Here is a 23,480-nt window from a genome sequence, read left to right as displayed (position 1 = left end):
CGTGGGGAGGCGGTCAGGCGCGAGGCGCGGCCATGGCGGCAGCGTCGCGCAGGGCGAGGGTGGATGCGCGCACCACCAGCTCGGGGCGCAGCACCACGGTGGCGGGGGACAGGGAGGTGCCGTCCAGGCGTTCGAACAGCAGCTGCGCAGCGCGCCAGCCGAGCTCCCGGTGCGGCAGGCCGATGGTGGTCAGGGGCGGGTTGACCATGTCCACCAGCGGCATGTCGTTGTGGCCGGTGACCGAGACATCCTCGGGAATGCGCAGGCCCGCGGCCCGCAGGGCGTCGTAGGCGCCGAGCGCCACCAGGTCGTTGCAGCACACCACGGCGTCGAGGCGCTTGCCCACGCGGGCCAGCAGCTGCGCCATGGCGCTGCGGCCGGCCTCGCGGCTGTAGGACTCGCAGGTTTCCACGCCGGCCGCACTCTGCCCGGCCTCGCGCAGGGCCTGCTCGAATCCGTGCAGGCGCCCCGCGCCGGTGGGCAGGTGCTGCGGGCCGGCCAGGTGCGCGATGCGGCGGCAGCCCGTGCGCAGCACGTGTTCCACCGCCAGCTTCATCGCCAGCCGGTCGTCGCTCACCACCGAGGGCAGGCGGCCGGATTCGTCGGCGCGGTTGACCATCACGGCATGCAGGCCGCTCGCGGTGATGAAGTCCACCAGCGGATCCTCCCGGGCGGCGGTGGCCAGCACGATCCCGTCCACCTGCTGGGCCAGCATGCGCTCCACCACGCCCATTGCCATGGCCGGGTCCGAGGCATTGGCCACCAGCACGAAGCAGCCGCGCGCGGCGGCGCAGCCCTCCACGCCCTGCAGGATGGGCGGGAACACGGGGTTCGTCATGTCCGGCACCAGCACCCCGATGGTGTGCGTGCGCCCGGTGCGCAGGGCCGAGGCGGCACGGTTGGGCCGGTAGCCGAGCCGGCGCGCGGTGCGCTCCACCAGCTCCACCATCTCGGCGCTCACGCCGGCGCGGCGGCGCGGGTCGAGTGCGCGGGAGACGGTGGACACGTGCACCCCCGCCGCCTGGGCGACGTCGCGGATGGTGACTGGCGGGGTAGGGAGCATGCGGACGGAGTGGGTGGCGAAGGGGTGGCAAACGTTTGCGCCATTCTTGGGGAGGTCGCCGCAAAGCTCAAGACCTTTGAAACGCGGGTTTACCCGAGGCGGTTGGGGCAGTCGGGGCGCCCACAATCCCGCAAACGTTTGCAGCCGGACCGTTGCCATGCGACTGATCTCATCCCCCGATTCGGTGCTGCCCGCCGTGCTGGCGGCCATGGAGAACACGCCCGATGCGCGTTTGCGCGAGCTCATGGGCGGCCTGGTGCGCCACCTGCATGCCTACGTGCAGGAAGTGCGCCTGACCGAGGCCGAGTTCGAACGCGCCATCGGCTTCCTGGTCGGCATCGGCCAGGCCACCGGCCCCACCAAGAACGAGGTGATCCTGGCGTCCGACCTGCTGGGCGTGTCCACGGTCGTTGCCCTACAGAACAACCTGGACCCCGGCGGCGAAACGCATGCGGCGCTGCTCGGCCCCTTCTGGCGCGCGAACGCGCCCGTGTGCCAGCCGGGCGAAAGCATCGCGCGCGGCGACACCCCCGGACGCGAGCTGCTGGTGCGCGGCACCGTGTACGACGAATCCGGCGAGCCCCTGGCGGGCGTGACGGTGGATGCCTGGCAGGCCTCTCCGGTGGGCCTGTACGAGAACCAGGACGAGCAGCAGCCCGACATGAACCTGCGCGGACGCTTCAGCACCGACGCACAGGGCGCCTACCACTTCCGCACCGTGGTTCCGGCCGGCTACCCCGTGCCCACCGACGGGCCCTGCGGCGAGTTGCTGCGCGCCCAGCGGCGCCATCCCAACCGGCCGGCGCACCTGCACTTCATGGTCAGCAAGCCCGGCTACCGCGTGCTCGTCACGCAGGTCTTCCTGGACGAAGAGGATGCGCTCCTCACGGACCCGGTGTTCGGCGTGACGCAGCCGCTGGTCGGGCAGCTCGCCGAGCAGGACACCGGGGGCGCCGCCGAGCTGCAGCGCGACTTCCGGCTCGTCCCCGGGCCCACCGTGTTTCCCACTCCCCCCATTCCCTGACATGGCTTTCGAACCCCAGACCCGACTCGACGGCAAGGTGGCCGTCATCGCCGGCGGCACGGGCGCCATCGGCCTGGCCACGGCGCGGCGCCTGGCCGCCCTGGGCGCTGCCTGCGTGCTGCTGCACCGGGGCGACCCGCAGGCCGCGCAGGCCCGCGCGGACGAACTTCCCGCGCCATCCGAAGGCCGCCACGGCGCGCTGCGCGCCGACATCACCGACAGCGCCACCCTGGTGCAGGCCGCCGCGGCCGTGCGCGAGGGGTGGAAGCGCTGCGACATCCTCGTCAACAGCGCCGGCTTCACCCGGCCGGTGCCCGCCGCCGACCTCGACGGCCTGGACGACGCGCTCATCGACGCGCTGATGCAGGCCAACTTCCGCGGCGTGTTCGCGACCATCCGTGCCTTCGCGCCGCTGCTCAAGGAAAGCGGCGACGGGCTCATCGCCAACGTGTCCAGCATCGCCGGCTTCACCGGCACGGGCAGCAACCTGGCCTACGTGGCGGCCAAGGCCGGCGTGGACATCGTGGGCGAGGCGCTGGCCAAGGCGCTCGCGCCGGCGGTGCGGGTGGTCTCGGTTTCGCCGGGCGTGGTGGCCTCGGGCTTCGTTCCCGGGCGCGGCGCCGACTTCAATGCCAGGACGGCGGCCACCACGCCGCTGGGCCGCGTGGGACAGCCCGACGACGTGGCCGCCGCGATCGAGGCCCTGGCCACCACGCTGCGCTTCGTGACCGGCACGCGCCTCGTGGTGGACGGAGGGCGCCACCTGTGAGCCCGAACGCGAGGAGCCTGCCGTGAGCTGGACGAATCCGCTGGCGCAGAAGACCGTCATCACCTGTGCGGTGACCGGCAACCTGGTCAAGCCCGAACACACGCCGCACCTGCCCATCACGCCCGAACAGATCGCCGCCGAATGCCTGGCCGCGGGGGAAGCGGGCGCGGCCCAGGTCCACATCCACGTGCGCGATCCGGCGACCGGACGCCCCTCCATGGACGTGGCGCTGTACCGGGACGTGGTGGACCGCATCCGCCGCGAGAACCGCGAGCTCATCATCAACCTGACCACCGGCCCGGGCGGGCGCTTCGTCCCCAGCGAGGAGGACCCCAAGGTCGCCGCGCCCGGCACCACCCTGCTGCCGCCGCTCAAGCGCGTGGAGCACATCACCGCCATCCGGCCCGATGTGTGCTCGCTGGACCTCAACACCATGAACTCCGGCCCGGACGTGGTGATCAACACGCCGCGCAATGTGCGCCTCATGGCCCAGGCCATCCGCGCGGCCGGCGTGCGACCGGAGCTGGAGATCTTCGACAGCGGCGACATCCACCTGGCGCTGGACCTCATCGCCGACGGCACGCTGGAGGGGCCCGGCATGTGGACCTTCGTCATGGGCGTGAAGTACGGCTTCGGTCCTTCGCCACAGACCGTGGCCTATGCCCGCGAGATGCTGCCCACGGGCGCCTTCTGGACGGCCTTCGGCATCGGCCGCATGGAGTTCCCCATGGTGGCCCAGGCCTGGCTGTCGGGCGGGCATGTGCGCGTGGGCATGGAAGACAACATCTACCTGGCCCGGGGCGAGCTGGCGCGCAGCAATGCGCAGCTGGTGGCCAAGGCCCGCGACATCATCGAAAGCCTGGGCGGCCAGGTGGCGAGCGCCCGCGAGGCGCGCGGCTTGCTGCAACTGGAGCATTGATGGCCACGCAAGAAAGCACCTTCCCAGAACAACCCGAAGCCAGCGCCCGCCAGGACTCGACGCCCGGCCGTGCGCTGCGCCTGCTGGCCAAGGCCGATTCCATCGACGCCGTGGCCCCGCAGGTGGTAGAGCAGCCACAGCGCGCGCCCGCGCCGGGCCACGCCCTGGTGCGCATCGCCGCCGCGGCCGTCAACCCCAGCGACGCCAAGGCGGCCCTGGGCCTCATGCCCCAGGCCGCGTGGCCGCGCACGCCGGGCCGCGACTATGCCGGCACGGTGGTGGCGGGACCGGCGCAGTGGCTGGGGCGCAGCGTCTACGGCTCCGGTGGCGACGTGGGCATCACCCGCGACGGCTCCCATGCCTGCTTCCTGGAGCTGCCGGTGGCCGCCCTGCGGGCAATCCCTTCGCGCCTCTCGATGGACGAGGCCGCCGCCGTCGGCGTTCCCTTCGCCACCGCCTGCGAGGGGTTCCTGCGCAGCGGCTGGCCGCGGGCGGGGCAGGTGGTTCTGGTGCTGGGCGCCAACGGCAAGGTGGGGCAGGCGGCGGTGCAACTGGCGGCGCAGGCCGGCGCGCGCGTGCTGGCGGTGCAGCGCCGCGCCGGGCCGCATCCCGGCTTCGCGTGCACCCCGGTGGAGGCCATCGACGCGAGCGCCTGCGACGTCGCCGCCACGGTGCGCGACCTGACTGGCGGTCGGGGCGCGGATCTGGTCTTCAACACCGTCGGCAGCCCCTACTTCGAGGCGGGCAACAAGTCGCTGGCCAAGCGTGGCACGCAGATCTTCATCGCCACCCAGGACCGGGCGGTGCCCTTCGACATCTTCGCCTTCTACCGGGGCATGCACACCTTCGTCGGCGTGGACTCGCTGGCCCTGGACTGCGTGGAGACGGCCACGCGCCTGGACGCCCTTCACCAGGGCTTCGCGGCAGGCACGCTGCGCCCCTTTCCCGTCGCGCGCGCCTACAGCCTGGACGAGGCCGCCGAGGCGTACCGCGCGGTGCTGGGCGGAAGCCCCGACCGGGTGGTGCTTCATCCCTGAACCGGAGCTGCCATGCACTTGACCCGATTCGACACGGCGCAGCCCTACGAGGCGCCGAACCACTTCGACATGCACTGCCTGCGGCTGCAGGGCAAGGAGGCCGGCCCCTCCGCCCAGATGTGGATGGGGATGAGCCAGATCCTCCCCGGCGGCCACACCACGCTGGACCCGTCCCCCATGGAGAAGCTGTACTTCGTGCTGGAGGGCCGCGTGAGCTTCACGGCGCAGATGCCGGACGAGCCGCCGCAGACGGTGGAACTGGGGCCCTACGACTCCTGCCGCTTCGCACCAGGGGAGGCGCGCAGGCTGGACAACCCGGGGCCGCGCCCGGCGCTCGTGCTGCTCGTGATGCCGCTGGCCGCGCCGGCGGCTGGCTGACCCGGGGACCGATCGGCCCGGGGGAGGGTGAAGAAGAACCGCGCACCCTGACCTGGCGCGCTGTCCACCCCCATGTGGCCTCCCTGCGCCTCCGCGATTCCCTTGGCGATGGGAAGTCCCAGCCCCGCGCCGTCGCGGCGCGCGCGGTGCGCCTGCCAGAAGCGGTCGAAAAGGTGCGGAAGGTGCTCCGCCGGGATTCCCGGGCCGGTGTCGTGCACCCAGAACAGGACCTCGCCCTCACGCTCCTCGGCCCCAAGCGTGACCTGGCCGCCATCACCCGCAAACTTCAGCGCGTTGCCGACGAGGTTGTCCAGCACCTGGAACAGCCGGTCGCGGTCGGCCCGCACCGGTGCGAGTTGCGGCGGCGCGTCCAGCCGCAACGCGATCGCTGCGGCCTGTGCCGGCGCCTGCTGCGCGGCAAGGTACTCCCGCAGCAGCGTCAAGGTGTCCAGCGGCGCCGCGTGCACCGAGAGCTGCCCCGCCTCGATGCGGCTGATGTCCAGCAGGTCCTCGATCAGTCGCGTCATCCGGACCGCGGCGCTTCCAATGGTGCCGGCGATGGCGCTCTCGATGGCCTGGCGGTGCTGCGCACGCCGCAGCAGGGCCGCCTGCGTCGCGATCACGTTGAGCGGATTGCGCAGGTCGTGCGCAACGATGGCCAGCACCTCGTCGCGCCGCTGGCTGGCTTCGGAGGCCATGCGATACAGGCGGGCATTGGCCATGGCCAAGGCCATGCGCGAGCCCAGCTGCCCGACAAGGAGCAGGTCACGCGCGTCGTGCTCACGGGAGCCAGCGGATGCGATCAGCGCGACGGCGCCGATCACATGGCCTGCGACCACCAGCGGCACCGCGACCAAGGAGGCGATCTCCAACGCCCGCAGCAGGCGCAGGTGTTCAGGGGTTTGCGAGAGAGCGGCCAGGGACTCGTCGGACGGGTGGCGCAACAGGGTCGCCTGGCGCGCGCGCATGACGTTCGCGAGCAGGTGGGGCCCGGCAGGGTCCAGCGTCAGGTGCAGCACCGGCTCGACCATCCGCTGGCGTGCCGGGTCGCGGCAGGCCGCGCGCTTGTGCAGGAGGCGCTCGTCCGCGCAGGCGTCGATCACGATGCAGGCGTCCGCGAGCGTTCGCGTCGTCAGCGCGACGACCCGGTCGAGGATCTGCTCGCAATCGAGGCTGGAATCCAGTGCGGGCCCAAGTTCGGCCAGGAACTGCTGCGCCTGCTCGGTGCGCCAGCGTTCGGTGACGTCCTCCACCTGGGCGATGAAGTGCAAGGGACGGCTTTGCGCGTCGCGCAGCACGGAGCCACTCAGACGGATGTGGACGATGCTGCCGTCCTTGCGCAGGTAGCGTTTTTCCAGCGTGTAGCGGGGAATCTCGCCGCGGGCGAGCTGGCCTGCGAGCGCCAGGTCGGAGTCCAGGTCCTCCGGGTGGGTGATGGCCTGGAAGGTGAGGCCGGTCAGTTCCTCGGCGGTGTAGCCCACGATCTCGCACAGCACCTTGTTCACGCGCAGGAAGCGCCCGTCCGTGCCGGCCATGCCGATCGGCGCCTCGTCGAACGTGAGCCGGAAGCGCTCCTCGCTTTCGCGCAGCGCGGCCTCGCCGCTGCGGGTCGGCTGCAAGGGGTCGAACACTTCGCTGTCGCTTTCCATGGAAGGGCGGGCGCGCCCGAGAGCAGGACCCGAGGGGAAGATGAGCGCAAAGCGTGACAGCCGTTGCGGGCTGTGAGCTTGATCGCGCGCAAGTGTCCTTCCGGAGAACCATAGTCCTCCGGGGAGTTTTCGCCGGGTTGATATCTGCCCGGGGCGGAGTAGGCTCCTGCCCCCGGTCAAGCCTTTCCGGTGATGCCATGGCCTTTTGCGCGCGCAGTCGTCCTCGCCGACGTGATGCGCTCCTGTGCCGGCCATGCGGTGTTCTAGAGCAACAGGTGGAACAGGTAGCACGCGTTGTCCTGCAGCTTGTGCCAGGCCCCGCGGCGGTGCCAGCTTTCCAGGTCCAGCGCCTGCGCTCGTTGCACGTAACGGTCGAAGATGCCGTCGAGCCGCGCCGCGAGCGCGCGGTCCAGGATCCCCAGGGTGAGTTCGTCGTTGCTCTCGAAGGAGCGGTCGTCGAAGTTGCTCGACCCGATGGCGCTCCAGACGCCGTCCACCGTCATCGCCTTCTGGTGCAGCAGCGTGTGCGGGTACTCGTAGATCCGCACGCCACAGCGCAGCAGCTTCTCGAAGTTGCGGTGCGCCGCGTGCTGCACCATCGGGTTGTCGGAGCCGCCGGTCGAGGGCACCAGCACGCGCACGTCGACCCCGCGGGCCACGGCTTCGCCGAAGGCGTCGATGGCCGCGGGCTGCGGGATGAAGTAGGGGTTCTGGATGCGGATGCGCTCGCGGGCCAGGCCGATGGCGGTGTGGTGCAGGATCTTGACGGCGGATGCGGAACCGTCGGGCTTGAGGTAGGCCGGATGGATGGTGGCGCTGCCCGCCGGCGCCAGGCAGGGAAACTCGTCGCGACTGCCGAACACCTCGCTGGTCTCGGCGATCCAGTTCTCGCTGAACACGCCCTGCAGTGCGTTCACCACCGGCCCGTGCACCCGCACGCTGAGGTCCGCGTTGTTCAGGTGGTCCTCGGCGTCGCCCCCCCAGGCATCCACGATGCAGTGCCCGCCGACGAAGGCTTCGCGGCCGTCGATGACCACCAGCTTGCGGTGGGTCCGGTTGTTGAGGACGCCGATGTTGCGCAGCGCGCCGTCGTGGAAGAACACCAGCCGGCAACCCGCCGCGCGCAGGGTCGCGAGCGTGTCCTGCCCGATGCGGCGGCAGCCGTTGGCGTCCAGCATGAGCCGCACCACGCAGCCGCGACGTGCCGCCTGGGCCAGGGCCGCGGCCAGCTGGCGCCCGATCCGGCCGTCCTTCCACAGGAAGGTCTCCAGGTGCACGGACGACCGTGCCTGGCCGATGCGCTCGAGCAGCACGTCGAAGTAGCGCCCGTTCTCCAGCAGTTGCACGGCATTGCCCGCCACCAGGGGCGCCAGGGTGACGCCGGCCAGCGGCACGAGGTGCTCCTCGATGCCGGCCGCGCTGTGCAAGCGCAAGCGCACATCGCGCTGTCTCCGGATGGACCACAGGATGGCCACCAGCACCGCGACGACCAGCAGCAGCAGCGCCAGGGCCGAAGCCAGTGCCCATGCCATCGTTTGCTCGTCCTTGTGGGTGATCGCGTTCCGGCAGGGACACCGGCGCGCTGCCGGTGGCGCCGGCAGCGTGCCCGGATCGACCGGAGCCTTGATGTAGATCATGGGCCGGCGCGCCAGCATCCTCAAGATCATGGGAAGCGCCCGAGGTGAGCCCCCCACCTCGCCCGGAGGTCATCATGTTCGCCAGATCGTCGCCCACTTCCGCCCCATTGCCGCGCACGCCCGACGTAGCGCCGCTGCCTATGGAGGCGCCGGCTGGCGTGTCCCCCATGCCGGCCCTGTGCGAGCTGCCGGAGCTTCGCGACAAGGGGTCGGCCAGCCCGCGCCGGCTCAAGCGCGGCCAGACGCTCTACTACCAGGGCGATCGGCTGCCCTCCCTCTACCAGGTCCGGTATGGCAGCTTCAAGGCCGCGCTGATCCTGAGCGACGGATTCGAGCAGGTGGAGCGCATCGCCCTGGCCGGCGACCTGCTGGGGCTGGAGGCCATGGCCGGCCAGCCCTGCACCAGTACGGCCGTGGCACTGGAGGACAGCGAGGTCTGCGTGCTGCCCACGGCCACGCTGCACGAGCTCGCCGCGTCGCACGTGGAGTGGCAGGACACCCTGTGCCAGGCCATGGGCCAGGAAATGCTGCGGCAGCAGGCCCACCTGGTGATGCTCGCCAACGCGAGCACCGAAGGCCGCGTGGCCGCCTTCCTCGTCGAGCAGGCGAGCCTGCTGCGGGCCCGAGGCTATTCCGGGCGGGAGTTCCACCTGCGGATGTCGCGTGCGGAGATCGGCAGCTACCTGGGCCTGACCCTGGAGACCATCAGCCGCACGCTGTCATCGTTCCAGAAGCGGCGCTGGATCCGGGTGCGGCAGCGGCATCTGTGGATCGACGCGCCCGATGCGCTGGCGCATTCCGCCCAACAGCTGCGCAGGCGCTAGAAGCACGCAGCAACTTGATTGCCGTCAAATCCGCACGCGATCCTTGGGCCACCATCTCCGCATGGGTCGCCAGCCGGCAGGAGGAGGGGAAGTCCATGACCATCAGGCAACTGGAACCGCAGCAGTGGCAAGCCTGGTTCGACCAGGCCTCGCGCGATCTGGGCGAACGGCGGGCCACCGTGGAGGTGACCGGCACCGCGCTGGGGCATCGGCTCGTCGCCGAGCACAGCACGCTCTCCGGCATGAGCTGGGAGCCCGAGGCGCAGACGCTGACGCTGTTCCTGCAGGGGCTGGAGCACCGGGTGCTGCGGCCCCGGTCCATCCACGTCGACGAGGCGGGTGTCGAAGTCAGCAGCTTCGAGGCCGTGGATGCGGATGGCGTGCACCACATCGTGCGGCTCGAAACGGCCACGGCCCTGCCGCCGGCATCATGAGCCATGGACAGCGTGCTCGTGGTCGTCTATTCCATGACCGGCACCTCGCGGCTGCTGGCCGAGCGCCTCTGTTCGCAGCAGGGCTGGCCGATGGGCTTGCTGACGGACCGCCACCCCCGCCGCGGCCCCGGGGGCATGCTGCGCTGCGTGCTCGATTCGCTCCTGCAGCGCTGCCCCGCGGTCCGCTATGACGGCCCCCCACCCGAGGACTTCCATACCGTCATCCTCATTGCGCCGATCTGGGTCTACCGCCTGGCTGCCCCCATGCGCAGTTTCATCGCGGAGCACCGGGACGGACTCCACCGTGCCGCCGTCATGGTGACGATGGGGTCGGGCGGCGCCTTGAATGCCTTCCAGGAGGTCGAGCGGCGCCTGCACCGCGCCCCGGTCCTCACCTGCGCCTTCAAGGCCGCCGACGTGCTCGCAGGCCACTCGGACGCGCTGGCACTGGATTTCGCCGCCACGCTGAGGGGCACCCCCAGCGGTCCGTGGGGCCCGCTGCGATCCGAGGCGCTGCACGCGGCCGGACACTAGGGCGAGACGACACACCGGCCCTGGAGGACCTGTCATGAGCTTTGAAATCTCCCGACTCTGCCGCCGCGAGCTCGTCACGATCGCCGAGCAGGCGTCGGTGCGGGACGCGGCCGTCCTGATGTGCGAATCGCACGTGGGCGCGCTGGTGGTCGTGGACGACGCGCAGCCTCCGCGGGTGCGGGGCCTCGTCACCGACCGCGACCTGGCGCTCGACGTGCTCGGCCGCGACGAGCCGCGCACGTCGCTGCGCATCGGTGAGCTTGCCAAGGGCCCGCCGGTGAGCGTGCGGGCGAGGGCCGGCCTGGGCGAAGCCGTGGACGCCATGCAGCGCTCCGGCGTGCGCCGCCTGCTGGTCGTGGACGACGAGGGCGGCGTGCTCGGGCTGGTCGCGGCCGAGGACCTGATGGCCGCTGTCTCCGACGAGCTGGCCGGCCTGGTGCGCGCATTGCGCAGCGGCATCGCGCGCGAGAGGGGCGAGCGCGGCGTGTTCGAGCGCCTGGGCGGCATGCGGCCCGTGTTCCACACCATGGAGTGATCAGCGCCGCGCGGCGGCCTCCACCTGCGCCACGTGCCGCACGGTGGCCACGAAGCTGTCCGGGTTGAGCGAGATGGAGTCGATGCCCGCCTCGACCAGGAAGGCCGCGAACTCCGGGTGGTTGCTGGGCGCCTGCCCGCAGATGCCGACCTTGATGCCCGCCGCATGCGCCTTGGTGATGGCCTCGCGGATCGCGCGCTCGACCGCCTCGTTGCGCTCGTCGAAGAGCGAGGCGAGGTCGGCGGAATCGCGGTCCACGCCGAGAATGAGCTGGGTCAGGTCGTTGCTGCCGATGGAAAAGCCGTCGAAGCGCCTTGCGAACTCCTCCGCCAGGATCACGTTCGAGGGAATCTCGCACATCATGTACACCTGCAGCCCGGCCTGGCCCCGGGCGAGGCCGTGGTCTGCCATGGTCGCCAGCACGCGGTCGGCTTCCTGCGGCGTGCGGCAGAAAGGCACCATCACCACCACGTTGTCCAGCCCGATCTCCTCGCGCACCTTGCGCAGTGCGCGGCACTCCAGCGCGAAGCCCTCGCGGTAGCGTTCGTCGTAGTAGCGCGAGGCGCCGCGCCAGCCGAGCATCGGGTTCTCCTCCTTCGGCTCGAAGCCGGCGCCGCCCAGGAGGTGGGCGTACTCGTTGGTCTTGAAGTCGCTCAGGCGCACGATCACCGGATGCGGGTGGAACGCCGCCGCGATCTTGGCGATGCCCTGCGCCAGCGTGTCCACGAAGTAGTCCGCCGGGCTGGGGAAGCGCCGGGTGAGGGCGCGGATCTCGCGCTGCGCCTCGCGATCCTGCACGCGTTCGGGATGCACCAGCGCCATCGGGTGCACCCGGACGAGGTTGTTGATGATGAACTCCATGCGCGCCAGGCCGATGCCGCGCGCCGGCAGCCGCCACCACTGGAAGGCCGCGGCGGGGCTGGCGACGTTCAGCATCATCTGCGTGCGGGTCGTCGGCAGCTGGTCCAGCGCCACCTCCTCGACCTCGAAGGCCAGGCGTCCGGCGTAGGCGTGGCCCACGTCGCCGTCGGCGCAGGACAGCGTGATCTCCTGGCCGTCCTGCAGCACCTCGGTGCCGTTGCGGGTGCCGACGACCGCCGGCACGCCCAGCTCGCGGCTCACGATCGCGGCATGACTGGTGGTGCTGCCGTGATCGGTGATGATGCCGGCGGCCTGCTTCATGATGGGCACCCAGTCGGGATCGGTGATCTCGGTCGCGAGGATGGCGCCGGGGCGGAAGCGCTCGATCTCGTCTGCGCTGCGGATCACGCACACCGGGCCGCTCGCGATGGCCTGGCCGATGGCCGCGCCGGTGACCAGGGGCTGCCCTGGCTTGTCCTTGAGTCGGTGGACCTTCATCGCCCCGGACAGGGCGTGGGCCTGCACCGTCTCCGGCCGCGCCTGCACGATGGCCAGCTCGCCGGTGTCGCCGTCCTTGGCCCACTCCATGTCCATGGGACAGCCGTAGTGCCGCTCGATCACCACCGCCCAGCGCGCCAGCTGGAGGATCTCCTCGTCGGACAGCACGTAGCTTTCACGCTCGCGGCGGGTGGTGTCCACGTTGCGCGTGCGGCCGCTGCCACCGGCGGCATGGACCATCTTGCGCTCCTTCTCGCCCAGGACCTTCTCCAGCACGGGCCGAAGCTGCGGCTGGTCCAGCAAGGGCTTGAACACGAGGTACTTGTCGGGGTTCACGGCGCCCTGCACCACGTTCTCGCCCAGGCCCCAGGCCGCACTGATGACGACCGCGCGGGGGAAGCCGGTCTCGGTGTCGATGGAGAACATCACGCCCGAGCCGGCCTTGTCGGCCCGCACCATGCGCTGCACGCCGATCGACAGCGCCACCTGAAGGTGATCGAAGCCGCGCGTTTCGCGGTAGCTGATGGCGCGGTCGGTGAAGAGCGAGGCATAGCAGCGGCGGCAGGCATCCAGCAGGGCGCGTTCGCCGCGCACGTTGAGGAAGGTCTCCTGCTGCCCGGCGAAGCTGGCCTCGGGCAGGTCCTCGGCCGTGGCGCTGGAGCGCACCGCCACCGCCACCTCGTCCACGCCGCTGCGGCGCGACAGCTCGCGCCAGGCGCCGCGGATGGCGTCCGCGATCTCGGGCGGGAACTCGCCGTCCAGGAACAGGCGACGGATCGACTCGCCGGTCTCGTGCAGCGAGGCCGCGCCACTGGCGTGGGCCGCCAGCCGCGCGCGCAGGCCTTCCTCGATGCCATTGCGCGCCACGTAGTCGCGGAAGGCGTCGGCCGTGGTGGCGAAGCCGTCGGGCACGCGCACGCCCGCGCGCTTGAGGCTGCGGATCATCTCCCCGAGCGAGGCGTTCTTGCCACCGACGCGCGCGACGTCGCCGCGCCCGAGCGTTTCGAACCAGCTGACGTAGCTTTCCTGCTGAGCCATGGGCTGACCTCCTTCGTTTGCGCCATGGGCGGCCGGATGGCGATGCCCTGGGGACCAGTATCAAAGGCGCCGGCCCCATCGGCCCTTGACCCGGATCAAGGGCGGGGGGAAAGGCGTGGATTGCTTCGGCTCAGGCACGGGCACCTCCCAGCAGCCGCAGGCGGCGCAGCAGGTACTTTTCCGCCTCCAGCAGGATGAGCAGGGTCATGCCGACGCCGACGATCTGCAGCCCCAGTGCCGGCGGAAGCGCTTCCGTTCGGAACAACCCCTGCATGACCGGCGCGAAGGTGAACAGCAGCTGCAGCACGAACACCGCGCCCACCGCCACCAGCACCCGCGGCGTGCCCCGCACGCCCACCCAGGTGAAGGAGCGCGAAGTCAGGTAGCGCACGCTGAACAGGTAGAACACCTCCATGCACACCAGCGTGTTCACCGCGGCCGTGCGCGCGGCCTCGATGCTGCCGCCCCGGAGCAGGACACATTCGTACATGCCGAAGATTCCGGCGAGGAAGAGGGTGGAGATGAACAGGATCCGCCAGGCCAGGAACCGCGACAGCAGTGGCTCGCCCGGCGGCCTTGGCGGCCGGCGCATGACGTCCGGCTCGGTAGGCTCGAAGGCCAGCACCATGGCCAGCGCCACCGAACTCACCATGTTCACCCAGAGCACCTGGGCCGGCAGGATCGGCAAGCTCACGCCCAGAAGCACCGCCAGCAGCAGGGTCAGCGACTCGCCCCCATTGACCGGCAGCAGGAAGGTGATGGTCTTGCGGATGTTGTCGTACACCGTTCGGCCTTCCTCGACGGCGTGCGCAATGGAGGCGAAGTTGTCGTCGGCCAGCACCACGGCGCCCGCCTGCCGGGCCGCTTCGGTGCCCTTGCGCCCCATCGCGACACCCACGTCGGCCTGCTTGAGCGCCGGCGCGTCGTTCACGCCGTCGCCGGTCATGGCGACGATCTCGCCGTTGGCCTGCAGCGCCCGTACCAGCCGCAGCTTGTGCTCCGGGCTCGCCCGGGCGAAGACGCGCACGCGCGAGACGGCCTCGCGCAGGGCGGCCTCGTCCATGGCTTCCAGCCGGGGGCCGCTGATGGCCTCCAGCGCGCCGGGCTCGCCCATGCCAAGCTGGGCCGCGATGGCGGCGGCCGTGACGGCGTGGTCGCCGGTGATCATGAGCACGCGGATGCCGGCATCGCGGCACTGCGCGACGGCGCGCACTGCTTCGGCACGCGGCGGGTCGATGATGCCCACCAGGCCCAGGAGCACCAGGTCCTGCGCCACGTGCTCGCGGGCGAGCCGCCCGGCCGTCGGCAGCTCGCGCTGCGCCAGCGCCAGGATCCGGCGCCCCGCGCGGGCCTGGGCGTCCACCTGCGCGTGCCACCAGGGCGCGTCCAGCGGCTGCGTCACGCCACCGGGTCCGGCCTGCAGGGCGCACATGGACAGAACGCGTTCGGGAGCGCCCTTGACCAGGACCACGCTGGCGTCGCCGCTCGGGTGCAGGGTGGCCATGTAGCGCTGCTCGGATTCGAAGGGGACCACGTCCACGCGCGGGTGCGCGGCCCGCAAGGCGGCCGGCTGCAGGCCGGCCTTCATCGCCAGGGTCAGCAGGGCACCCTCGGTCGGATCGCCGGCCAGCTGCCAGCCGCCATCCGCCTCGTGCAGGCTGGCGTCGTTGCACAGCGCCCCGACCTGCGCCATGCGCAGCACGGTTGGCGCCTGGCTGGCGAGTTCTTCGCCATCGATTGGCCGACCGCCTTCGCTGAAGCCGCCCACGGGGGCGTACCCCGCGCCTGCGACGTCGAACGTGCGGCCTTCGCAGACGAGCTGCTGCACGGTCATTTCGTTGCGGGTCAGGGTGCCGGTCTTGTCCGAGCAGATCACGGTGACGGAGCCCAGCGTCTCGACGGCCGGAAGGCGACGCACGACCGCGTGGCGGCGTGCCATGCGCTGCACGCCGATGGCCAGGGCGATGGTGAGGATGGCCGGAAGACCTTCCGGGATGGCGGCCACCGCCAGGCCCACGGCGGCCATGAACATTTCGCCGGCCGGCAGGCCCCGCATCCACGTGCCGAAGCCGAACAGCAGGGCGGCGGCCACCAGGATGACCGCGGTCAGCAGCCGCCCGACGCGGTCCAGCTTGCGCAGCAGCGGCGTCGAGCCCGGCGCAACCCGCTGCATCAGCCGGCCGATGCGCCCGACCTCGGTCCGGGAGCCGGTCGCCACCACCACGGCCTGGGCCCAGCCCTGGGTCACCATCGTGCCGGCATAGGCCATGCAGCTGCGATCCCCCAGGACGGCATCCCGCGCGACCGGCTCCGGCGACTTTTCGACCGGCACCGATTCGCCGGTGAGCGCCGACTCGTCCACCCGCAGGTTGCGGGCCTGCAGCAGCCTGACGTCGGCGGGCACGCTGTCGCCGGAGGCGAGCAGCACCACGTCACCCGGCACGAGCTGGGACGCATCGACTTCCTCCGGATGGCCGCCGCGCAGCACCAGCGCGCGCGGCGCGAGCAGGTGCCGGATCGCCTGCAGTGATTTTTCGGCCTTGCCTTCCTGCACGAAGCCGATCACCGCGTTGACGAGCACCACGGCGGCGATCACGACGGTGTCGATCCAGTGTCCGAGCAAGGCCGTGACCAGCGCCGCCGCCATCAGGACGTACAGCAGCAGGTTGTTGAACTGACGCGCCATGCGGGCCAGCGCTCCGGGGGGGCGCTCCTCGGCCAGCCGGTTCAGGCCGTGCAGCGCCTGCCGACGCGCCAGCTCGGCCCCGTCGAGTCCGTGCGGTCCGGCGTCCAGCGCGGCCAGCACGCTGCATGCTTCGCTGGCGTGCCAGTCGGAGGGAGGAAGCGGCGGCGCGATATCGATTCGGTTCATGGGGCGTCCGGCGAGCTGGCAAGTCAGGCTCGACACCGCCATGCTGATGCAGTTGGCGCCGCACGCTGCTGACGCAGGTCAAGCGCGGTCGCCGGCCAGCCAAGCGCCGTGCGGCACGAGCACGGCCGCACCGTCGAGGCGGCCTTCGCGCAGCGACTGCACCGCCTGCGCGGCATCGGCCAGCGCGAAGGCCTGCACGCTCGCCTGCAGGGGCAGCCCCGACGCCAGGCGCAGGAAGTCCTCGCCGTCCGCCCGCGTGAGATTGGCCACCGAGCGCACGCAGCGCTCGCCCCAGAGCAGCGAGTAGGGGAACGACGGGATATCGCTCATGTGGATGCCCGCACAGACCACCGTGCCGGCCTTGCGCACGGCGCGCAGTGCGAGCGGCACCAGCTCGCCGGCAGGCGCGAAGAGCAGGGCGGCGTCCAGCGGCTCGGGCGGCAGCGTGTCCGCGCTGCCGGCCCAGGCGGCGCCGAGCGAACGCGCAAAGGCCTGGCTGCGCGCGTCGCCCGCACGGGTGAAGGCGTACACCCGCTGCCCCTGCGCGACGGCGAGTTGCGCCAGCAGGTGGGCCGCCGCGCCGAAGCCGTACAGGCCCAGGCGCCGCACGCCCTTGCCGGCCATGCGCCAGGCCCGGTGCCCGATCAGCCCGGCGCACAGCAGGGGCGCCGCATGCAGGTCGTCGTAGCGCTCCGGGAGGGCGAAGCAGAAGCGCTCGTCGGCGGCCACGTACTCGGCGAACCCCCCGTCGCGGTCCCAGCCGGTGAAGACCGGGCGGTCGCAGAGGTTCTCCCGGTTCTGGCTGCAGTACGGGCAGACGCCACAGGTGCCGCCGAGCCAGGGCACGCCGACGCGCTGGCCCCGGGCGAAGCGATGCGCGGCGCTGCCGAGCGCGACGACCCGGCCGACGACCTCGTGGCCGGGCACGACCAGGTGCCCATGGGGCGGCAGGTCCCCATCGATCAGGTGCAGGTCCGTCCGGCACACGCCGCAGGCGAGCACCTGCAGCAGCAGCTCGTGCGGGCCGGGCCGGGGCACCGGCCGCTCGACCTCGACGAGGCGCCGGCCGGACGGGTCGGCGGCCATGGCGCGCATGGTGGCGGGGAGCATGGCGGCAGTCCTGACGGTGCGCGGGCTCTCAGCGCCGCGCGCGAACGCGCACACCCTCGGCCACGGTGGGCGGCGGATAGACGATGACGACCTGTCCGGGCGACAGGCCGCTGCGCACCCAGGCCTGGCTGGCATTGCGTCCGCCGATCTCGACCGGCTGCAGCCGCGCGCGGCCGTTCTCCAGGCGGTAGGCGGCCAGGCCGCCGTCGGCGTAGGGGAACAGGGCGCCCACGGGCACCAGGGTGGCCGCGTCCACGCTGCGGGTCACGACGCGCGCGGTCACGCGAAAGCCGTCGCCCACGCGGTCCCAGGCCGGCGGCGGGTGATCCAGGTCGATCAGGACGGCCACCCGCTGCTCCTCGATGCCGAGGGCGGACACCTTGGTGAAGGCCGCGGGCTCGACGCGGCGCACGCGGCCCTGCACGGGCTCGCCGCCCCAGCGCTCGATCACGGCGCGGCGACCGGGCTGCGCCTGGATGGCATCGGTGGTCAGCATCTCGGCCACGATCTCCATGCGCGACGGATCGCCAATTTCCATCAGCACGGTGCCGACCGGCAGGGTCGCCTCGCTGGGCTGCACGACCCTGAGCACGACGCCGTCGACCGGCGAGCGCAGCGTGAGCGGACGCGCGGGCGTCGCCGCCCCGAGCGGCTGCAGGGCCGCTGCGGCCCGCTCCCGCTCCTGCACGGCCACCTCCTGCTCGGCGCGGGCCGCCTCGTGGTCGCGCTGGGCCGCGGCGAAGGCAAGGCGGGCGCTGTCCAGCCGGGCCGCCGAAAGGAAGCCCTCGCCCGTGAGCTTGGCGGTGCGATGGAGTTCGAGCTGGGTTTCCTCCACCTTCACGGCGGCCCGCTCCAGCGCGGCCCGGGCGCGCTGCACGCTGGCCGTGGCGGCGGCATGGCGGGCCGACGCTTCGCGCACGGCCCGCTCGTCCATCATGGTGGGCAGGGCCGGAAGCAGCACGGCCACCGTGTCACCGGCGGCCACGCGGTCCCCCTCGCGCAGCACGATCCGCGTCAGCCGCGCCGCGACCGGCGCGGACACCGCATAGCGGTCCTTCAGCCGGGTGCGGCCGTCCTCCTCGATGCTTTCCTCGAAGGGGCCGGAGCCCACCACCCCGGTCTCGACCGCGACCGGGCGCGGGGCGAAGGCCCAGGCGAGGGCGGCGAGCAGGACCACCGAGGTCATGCTCCAGCCGATGAGGGTGCGCTTTCGCATGTCTCTACTCCCGTGTCTTGAGGGCGGCGACCATGTCCAGCCTGTCGATGCGACGGCGCACCACCAGCGCGCTGGCGACACCGGCGGCGACCACGCACAGCGCGGCCCAGGCGTAGGTGCGGGCCTGGATCACGACCGGAAACATGAACTGGTCCGATCGCATCAGGTGGACGACGCCGTGCGTCAGGCCCCAGCCCAGGGCCATGCCCAGGGGCAGGGCGATCGCGATGCCGATGGCGAGCTCGCCCAGCAGCAGCACCGACACTTCGCCGCGGGTGAAGCCCAGCACGCGCAGGCTGGCCAGCTCCCAGGTGCGTTCGGCCAGCGCGATGCGCGCGTTGTTGTAGACGACCCCGACGGCGATCACCGCGGCGAAGGCGGTGAGGATGCTGCCCATGATCAGCACGTTGCGGGCGCTGACCTCCTGCAGGTTGCGCAGCAGCGTGGCCTTGCTGAACGCGCCGGCCACCTTGGGAAGTTCCTGCGTCGCACGCAACACCGCGTCCACCGCGCCGGCGCCCGTCCTCAGGCTGAAGAAGTTGGCCAGGTCGCCGTCGCCGAGCGCCCGGTTGAGGGTGCCCCGCTCGATGAACGCATTGAGCCCCATCATGTCGCGCACGGTGCGCTCCAGCACCAGGGTGAGCACCTCGCGGCGGCCTTCGCGCACTTCCACCGTGACCGTGTCGCCCGGCACCAGGCCGAGCTTGTCGGCCAGGCGGTCGGTCATGAGCAGGCCATGCCGGCCGGGCGGACGCACGAGCTGGTCGACATCGACCACGCGCTGGAGCTGCTGCACGGGCGGGTACGCGTCCAGCAGGCCCTTCTCGCGCCGGGCGCCGTGGCTGAACCGCACTTCCAGGCGCCGCCCGGGCTCGACCTGCAGCACGCCGGGAAGGCGGGCCAGTTCTCGGGCGGCGGCGGCGTCGACCGGCTCCGTGGTCCAGACGATGATGTCGCCGCGCATGCCGAGGTTGAACTGCGTGTCGATGATGGCGGCCATGGCATCGCGCACGAAGTGGCCCATGATGACGATCGCCACGGCGACCGCCATGCCGCCGATGGTGACGGCCGCGCGCAGCGGACGCCGCTCCAGGTTGCGCACGATCATCCGCAGCTGGGGCGAAAGACGCGGGCCGGGCAGCCGCTCCAGCAGGGCGCGCCGGTAGCGGCCCGGCGCGGGCGGGCGCATGGCCTCGGCCGGGGCCAGCCGCACGGTGGCGGACACCGCCGTGAGCGTTCCCAGCACTGCGGTCGTGGCCACCAGCCCCAGGCCGGTGAGGGCGAGGGCCGGCGAGAGCTGGTAGCGAAAGCTAGGGAAGCGGAAGAACTCGGCGTACAGGCCCGTGAGCTGCCGTCCCATCCAGTGGCCCAGGAGCAGGCCCATCACGAAGCCCCCCAGCACCATGGGCGTGACGAGCTTCAGGTAGTGCAGGGCGATCCAGGCGTTGCGGTAGCCCAGCGCCTTGAGTGCGGCGACCTGCTCGCGCTGGGTGGCGACCAGCCGTGCGGTGACCATGTGCAGCAGGAAGCTCGCCACGCCCAGCAGGATGGCCGGCAGGACCGTGCCCAGGACCTGCTGCTCGCGGATTTCGTTGTCCAGCATGGCGTGGGAAGGCTGTTCGTCCCGCCCATGCGCGGGGGCGCCTCCCTGGGACGCGAGCTGGCGCGTGGTCTCGTCCAGCACGAAGGGCAGCGACGCGCTGGGTGCGAGCTTGAGCGCGACCCGCGTGAAGGCGCCCACGCGGTCGGTGGCCGCGGCGAGTTCGTCGTGGTCGAGCCAGAAGACGCCGAAGGCCCGCAGGTCGGGCATGCCGAAGAGGCCGCCGAAGATGTATTCGGGCGAGAGCGCCGTGCCCACGATGCGCAAGGTCCGGCGCTTGCCGTCGATCAGCGCCGCGACGGCCGCGCCCGGGCGCAGGGCATGCGCCTGCGCGAAGCTCTCCGTCACGACCGCTTCGAGTTCGTCGCCGCGCCGGCTGCCGGCCTCGGGCCAGCGGCCCGAGCGCAACTGGACGCGATTGAGCCGCTGGGGGCTGCGCGCATCGAGTCCGATCAGCTGGCCGATCACCGGGTCGGCGCTGCCCGGCACGGTGATGCGCGCCATCGCCTCGACCGTGGGCTGCGCGTCGATGACGCCCGGGATCTCCAGCAGGCGTTCGGCCATGGCCACCGGCGCACGCTTGACGCTGGCGAACACGTCGGCGAAGCGGCCGCTCGCGTAGAAGTCGTCCCGCGCCCGCGCGAGCGAGTCCACCGCCGACAGGGTGGCCAGGAAGCCGCCGATGCCGCAGGCCACGACCAGCGCGATGGTGAGCGCCTGGCTCCACAGCAGGCGCAGGTCGCGCAGCACCTTGCGGTCCAGGGCTCGCATCGCGTTACCAGGCCAGTTCGGCCGGACTGAGGCGCCGCGGCGGACGCTCGATGCTGGCGATGCGCCCGTCGGCCACCCGGATCACGCGGTCGGCCATGCCGCCGATGGCGGCGTTGTGGGTGATGACCAGGGCCGTGGTGTGCAGCTCGCGGTTGATGCGGTCGATCACCTCCAGCACCAGCTTGCCGGTGGCGTAGTCCAGTGCGCCGGTGGGCTCGTCGCACAGCAGGAGCTGGGGCCGCTTGGCGATGGCCCGCGCGATCGCCACCCGCTGCTGCTCGCCGCCGGACAGCTGCGAGGGAAAGTGGTTCCGCCGCGGCCCCAGGGCCACGAGCGCCAGTGCCTCGTCCACGGGCATGGGGTCGCGGGCGATGTCCGTGACCAGCGCCACGTTCTCGGCCACGGTGAGGCTGGGAATCAGGTTGTAGAACTGGAAGACGAAGCCGACGTGCTCGCGCCGGTAGGTGGTGAGCACGTCGTCGGAGATGCCGGTGAGCGGATGGCCGCAGAACTCCAGGGTTCCGGCGCTGGGCTTGTCCAGGCCGCCCAGGATGTTCAGCAGCGTCGACTTGCCGCTGCCCGACGCCCCGAGCAGGACCACGAACTCGCCGGCCAGGACATCGAGGTCCACGTCCCGCAGGGCATGGACGGCGGAGTCGCCACTGCCGTAGGTCTTGGCGAGTCCGCGGGCCCGCAGGACGATGGCGGCGGCAGGCTCAGGGCTCCCCCCCGTGCGCGCCGGCCGGGCCGACGAAGGCAGCGACTGCCTGGACAGGACGGTGCTTGCGGACACGCGCCCACTGTAGGCAGGCCTCGGGCGGGCGGATTGATCCGCGTCAAGCGGACGGCCTGAAGCCTCAGCGCGCCCGCGCCCCGCAGCCGTTCGCGGTCGCCGCCGGCTGGCTGGCCGCCAGGCAGGGCAGGGCGCGCAGCGCATGGCCCGAGGCGCTCAGTTGCTGCGAGGCGACCCACTGCAGCTGCAGCGCCTGCACCGCGGAGATGCCGAGCGCGCGCGCGGCCCGTTCGGTGGCGCTGAAGGAGGCCGGATCGATGCCGGTCAGGGCGCCGAACATCACCAGTCCGCTCAGGTAGGCACCGTGGCCGCTGGGATGGAAACGGTCTTCGGGCCACCACAGGTCCACCGTGCGCGGGGTCGGCTCAAAGGGGTTGCGCATGGCCACGCCGGCCTGCACGGCGCGCATGAAGGCTTCGCCGACGGGCACCACGCCGCGCACGCCGGGGTGGGTGAGGGCCGCCTGCGCGTAGGCGGCGGCCAGGTCGGCGGTCATGGTCTCCAGCGGCTCGTTCGCGTAAGGCGCGCCTGCGGGGTAGGTGAGGTCGGGGCGGGCCCAGGTCTGGTACAGGTAGATCGCCGTTTCGGCGCTCGCCTTCGGGTTCGCGGGATGGTGCGCTGCGCGTTGCTTCCACCCGGATACAGGTCGCGTTCGCGGTAGCTGTGCGTATCCCCCACCTGGATGAAGCGGCTCAGCAGGCCCACGTAGGTATTGAACTGGGCAAAGTCGCCACCGGCACGGTTCACGGCTTCGGTGCTGTTGCCCTGCAGGACCACGATGTCCCAGGTCTGCGAGGCGATGTTGGCGCGCAGGTCCCAGCCGGCGGGGTTGGTGTTAAGCAGGTGACCGCGCAGGGTGGCGCCGCCGCGCAGCGAGTGCTGCACGTCGATGTCCAGCCCGGCCTGCGTGGCCAGGGCCTTGAAGATGCCGGGCACCCCGCCCCAGGGCTGCGGCAGCAGCGGGTCGCTGCCCGCGGGCTTGTCGATGGCGTTCTGCAGGTTCAGGTCGGTGACGTTCTCGGTATTGAAGCCGAGCGCGGGCGGCCGGGTGTAGGTGAAGCTGTTGCCGACGAACAGCACCTTGAGCGGATCGGCGAACGTGGGCAGGGCGCAGCAGGCGAGCAGCAGCGCGGTCATCAGTTTCTTCATGGCTCGTTGTCTCCAGGGTGGGAGAAGGAGACTACGAGCCGAAGCCCCGCGCGGCAAAGACGCGGGAGGTATCGACGAGATACGCGGGCCCTATCCCGGTCGACGTGCCGCTCTGGCCTCCTCAGCCCGCCTGGTCGATCTTCTGCGGCTGCGGCGCCGGCTGCGACGCATCGGCGATCAGCACTTCGTCGCCCGTGGGGCGTGGCACCGCATCGGTGGGCCCGTAGCTGTCGCCGTCCATGCGGCGCGTCAGGCGCGCTTCCATCTCCCCCATGCGGGTGGACAGCGAGCGCTGCACCTGTTCGACCTGCTGGCGCAGCTCGCGCTGGATGCGGCTGACGGTCTGCTCGATCTCGGAGGCGCTGTTGCTCTCGCGCTGGCGCGATTCGCGCAGGTGGTTGTCCAGGTGCTGGCGCAGCTCCACGAAGCGCGAGGTCTCGGCCTTCTCGGCCAGCTCGCGCTGCGCCTGCATGGCCTTGGCGTGCTGGCGCGTCTCCATCAGGTAGCGCGTGTGCGAGGAGGCGCTGGCGGCCATGAAGATGAGGCTGGCGAGCAGCAGCAGGCCCAGCAGGATCAGGCCCAGTGGGGCGGTGACGGTGTCGAAGCCGAGGTTGAGCGTGGTCGGCCGCGTGATTTCCTGCCAGTTCAGCAGCGCGAACGCGACGATCAGCACGCCGGCGACGATGTAGAGGACGTTTCGAAGACGCATGCGAGAACTCCCGTGTTGCAGGACTTACTGGCATCTTTTGAGCGCCTGATGGGCCTTTCT

Annotated in this window: 21 protein-coding genes; 9 read left to right on the top strand and 12 right to left on the bottom strand. The window is 71.7% G+C overall.

Annotated features, from left to right (window positions below; all coding sequences use genetic code 11):
- Positions 1–13: 13 nt before the first annotated feature.
- Complete coding sequence (locus EZ242_RS04385) at positions 14–1,063, bottom strand: LacI family DNA-binding transcriptional regulator (protein WP_135283873.1); 1,050 nt, start codon at positions 1,061–1,063, stop codon at positions 14–16.
- A 157-nt stretch (positions 1,064–1,220) separates the two neighbouring features.
- On the opposite strand from EZ242_RS04385, the gene EZ242_RS04380 reads away from it, so the two are divergent.
- The 5 genes from EZ242_RS04380 to EZ242_RS04360 are packed head-to-tail and all read left to right on the top strand — an operon-like array spanning position 1,221 to position 5,190.
- The gene (locus tag EZ242_RS04380; protein ID WP_135283872.1) at positions 1,221–2,087 is read left to right on the top strand and encodes a dioxygenase family protein; all 867 of its coding nucleotides are present in this window, start codon (positions 1,221–1,223) and stop codon (positions 2,085–2,087) included.
- A gap of 1 nt (position 2,088) precedes the next feature.
- Complete coding sequence (locus tag EZ242_RS04375) at positions 2,089–2,856, top strand: SDR family NAD(P)-dependent oxidoreductase (RefSeq protein ID WP_135283871.1); 768 nt, start codon at positions 2,089–2,091, stop codon at positions 2,854–2,856.
- A gap of 22 nt (positions 2,857–2,878) precedes the next feature.
- Complete coding sequence (locus tag EZ242_RS04370; protein ID WP_240786971.1) at positions 2,879–3,775, top strand: beta-keto acid cleavage family enzyme; 897 nt, start codon at positions 2,879–2,881, stop codon at positions 3,773–3,775.
- On the top strand, positions 3,775–4,812 hold the full coding sequence (locus EZ242_RS04365) for a quinone oxidoreductase family protein (RefSeq protein ID WP_135283870.1): 1,038 nt from the start codon (positions 3,775–3,777) through the stop codon (positions 4,810–4,812). The genes EZ242_RS04370 and EZ242_RS04365 overlap by 1 nt, the downstream gene beginning before the upstream one ends.
- Before the next feature lie 12 nt (positions 4,813–4,824).
- Entirely contained in the window at positions 4,825–5,190 is a 366-nt protein-coding gene (locus EZ242_RS04360) for a cupin domain-containing protein (protein ID WP_135283869.1), read from the top strand.
- On the opposite strand, the gene EZ242_RS04355 is transcribed toward EZ242_RS04360, so the two are convergent.
- Complete coding sequence (locus EZ242_RS04355) at positions 5,079–6,839, bottom strand: sensor histidine kinase (RefSeq protein WP_167784633.1); 1,761 nt, start codon at positions 6,837–6,839, stop codon at positions 5,079–5,081. The two genes, EZ242_RS04360 and EZ242_RS04355, sit on opposite strands and share 112 nt — an antisense overlap.
- A 263-nt stretch (positions 6,840–7,102) precedes the next feature.
- Positions 7,103–8,506, bottom strand: coding sequence for a phospholipase D-like domain-containing protein (locus tag EZ242_RS04350; protein WP_135283867.1), 1,404 nt, complete (start codon positions 8,504–8,506; stop codon positions 7,103–7,105).
- 44 nt (positions 8,507–8,550) lie between these two features.
- Here EZ242_RS04350 and EZ242_RS04345 point away from each other — a divergent pair, with 44 nt between their 5' ends.
- The 4 genes from EZ242_RS04345 to EZ242_RS04330 all read left to right on the top strand — a co-directional run bounded on the left by EZ242_RS04345 (position 8,551) and on the right by EZ242_RS04330 (position 10,803).
- Positions 8,551–9,300, top strand: a complete 750-nt coding sequence (locus EZ242_RS04345; protein WP_135283866.1) for a helix-turn-helix domain-containing protein — start codon at positions 8,551–8,553, stop codon at positions 9,298–9,300.
- 95 nt (positions 9,301–9,395) lie between these two features.
- On the top strand, positions 9,396–9,734 hold the full coding sequence (locus EZ242_RS04340) for a DUF5335 family protein (protein ID WP_135283865.1): 339 nt from the start codon (positions 9,396–9,398) through the stop codon (positions 9,732–9,734).
- Between the two features lie 3 nt (positions 9,735–9,737).
- Positions 9,738–10,268 carry a flavodoxin family protein gene (locus EZ242_RS04335; RefSeq protein ID WP_135283864.1) on the top strand — a complete coding sequence of 177 codons (531 nt, stop codon included), beginning with the start codon at positions 9,738–9,740 and terminating at the stop codon, positions 10,266–10,268.
- A gap of 34 nt (positions 10,269–10,302) precedes the next feature.
- The gene (locus EZ242_RS04330; RefSeq protein ID WP_135283863.1) at positions 10,303–10,803 is read left to right on the top strand and encodes a CBS domain-containing protein; all 501 of its coding nucleotides are present in this window, start codon (positions 10,303–10,305) and stop codon (positions 10,801–10,803) included.
- Here EZ242_RS04330 and ppsA read toward each other — a convergent pair whose 3' ends face one another.
- The 9 genes from ppsA to EZ242_RS04285 form a co-directional block, all read right to left on the bottom strand.
- Complete coding sequence (gene ppsA, locus EZ242_RS04325) at positions 10,804–13,200, bottom strand: phosphoenolpyruvate synthase (protein ID WP_135283862.1); 2,397 nt, start codon at positions 13,198–13,200, stop codon at positions 10,804–10,806.
- A 130-nt stretch (positions 13,201–13,330) separates the two neighbouring features.
- Positions 13,331–16,072 (bottom strand): cation-translocating P-type ATPase, encoded by a 2,742-nt coding sequence (locus EZ242_RS04320; RefSeq protein WP_135283861.1) that lies wholly within the window; start codon positions 16,070–16,072, stop codon positions 13,331–13,333.
- A 78-nt stretch (positions 16,073–16,150) separates the two neighbouring features.
- Entirely contained in the window at positions 16,151–17,167 is a 1,017-nt protein-coding gene (locus tag EZ242_RS04315; RefSeq protein WP_135283983.1) for a zinc-dependent alcohol dehydrogenase family protein, read from the bottom strand.
- Between the two features lie 43 nt (positions 17,168–17,210).
- Positions 17,211–18,398, bottom strand: coding sequence for an efflux RND transporter periplasmic adaptor subunit (locus EZ242_RS04310; RefSeq protein ID WP_135283860.1), 1,188 nt, complete (start codon positions 18,396–18,398; stop codon positions 17,211–17,213).
- A gap of 4 nt (positions 18,399–18,402) precedes the next feature.
- Entirely contained in the window at positions 18,403–20,769 is a 2,367-nt protein-coding gene (locus tag EZ242_RS04305) for an ABC transporter permease (RefSeq protein ID WP_135283859.1), read from the bottom strand.
- A 4-nt stretch (positions 20,770–20,773) separates the two neighbouring features.
- Positions 20,774–21,529, bottom strand: coding sequence for an ABC transporter ATP-binding protein (locus tag EZ242_RS04300; protein WP_135283982.1), 756 nt, complete (start codon positions 21,527–21,529; stop codon positions 20,774–20,776).
- A 97-nt stretch (positions 21,530–21,626) separates the two neighbouring features.
- Positions 21,627–22,058 (bottom strand): hypothetical protein, encoded by a 432-nt coding sequence (locus EZ242_RS04295; protein WP_135283858.1) that lies wholly within the window; start codon positions 22,056–22,058, stop codon positions 21,627–21,629.
- Complete coding sequence (locus EZ242_RS04290) at positions 22,055–22,711, bottom strand: hypothetical protein (protein WP_135283857.1); 657 nt, start codon at positions 22,709–22,711, stop codon at positions 22,055–22,057. Before EZ242_RS04290 ends, EZ242_RS04295 begins: the two co-directional genes overlap by 4 nt.
- 121 nt (positions 22,712–22,832) lie before the next feature.
- On the bottom strand, positions 22,833–23,420 hold the full coding sequence (locus tag EZ242_RS04285; protein WP_135283856.1) for a hypothetical protein: 588 nt from the start codon (positions 23,418–23,420) through the stop codon (positions 22,833–22,835).
- Positions 23,421–23,480 lie beyond the last annotated feature (60 nt).

The organism is Ramlibacter rhizophilus (assembly GCF_004681965.1).
GTDB classification, from domain to species: domain Bacteria; phylum Pseudomonadota; class Gammaproteobacteria; order Burkholderiales; family Burkholderiaceae_C; genus Ramlibacter; species Ramlibacter rhizophilus.
The sequence above is the reverse complement of the archived record's forward strand: the minus strand, read 5'-3'. Positions and strand labels throughout refer to the sequence as shown.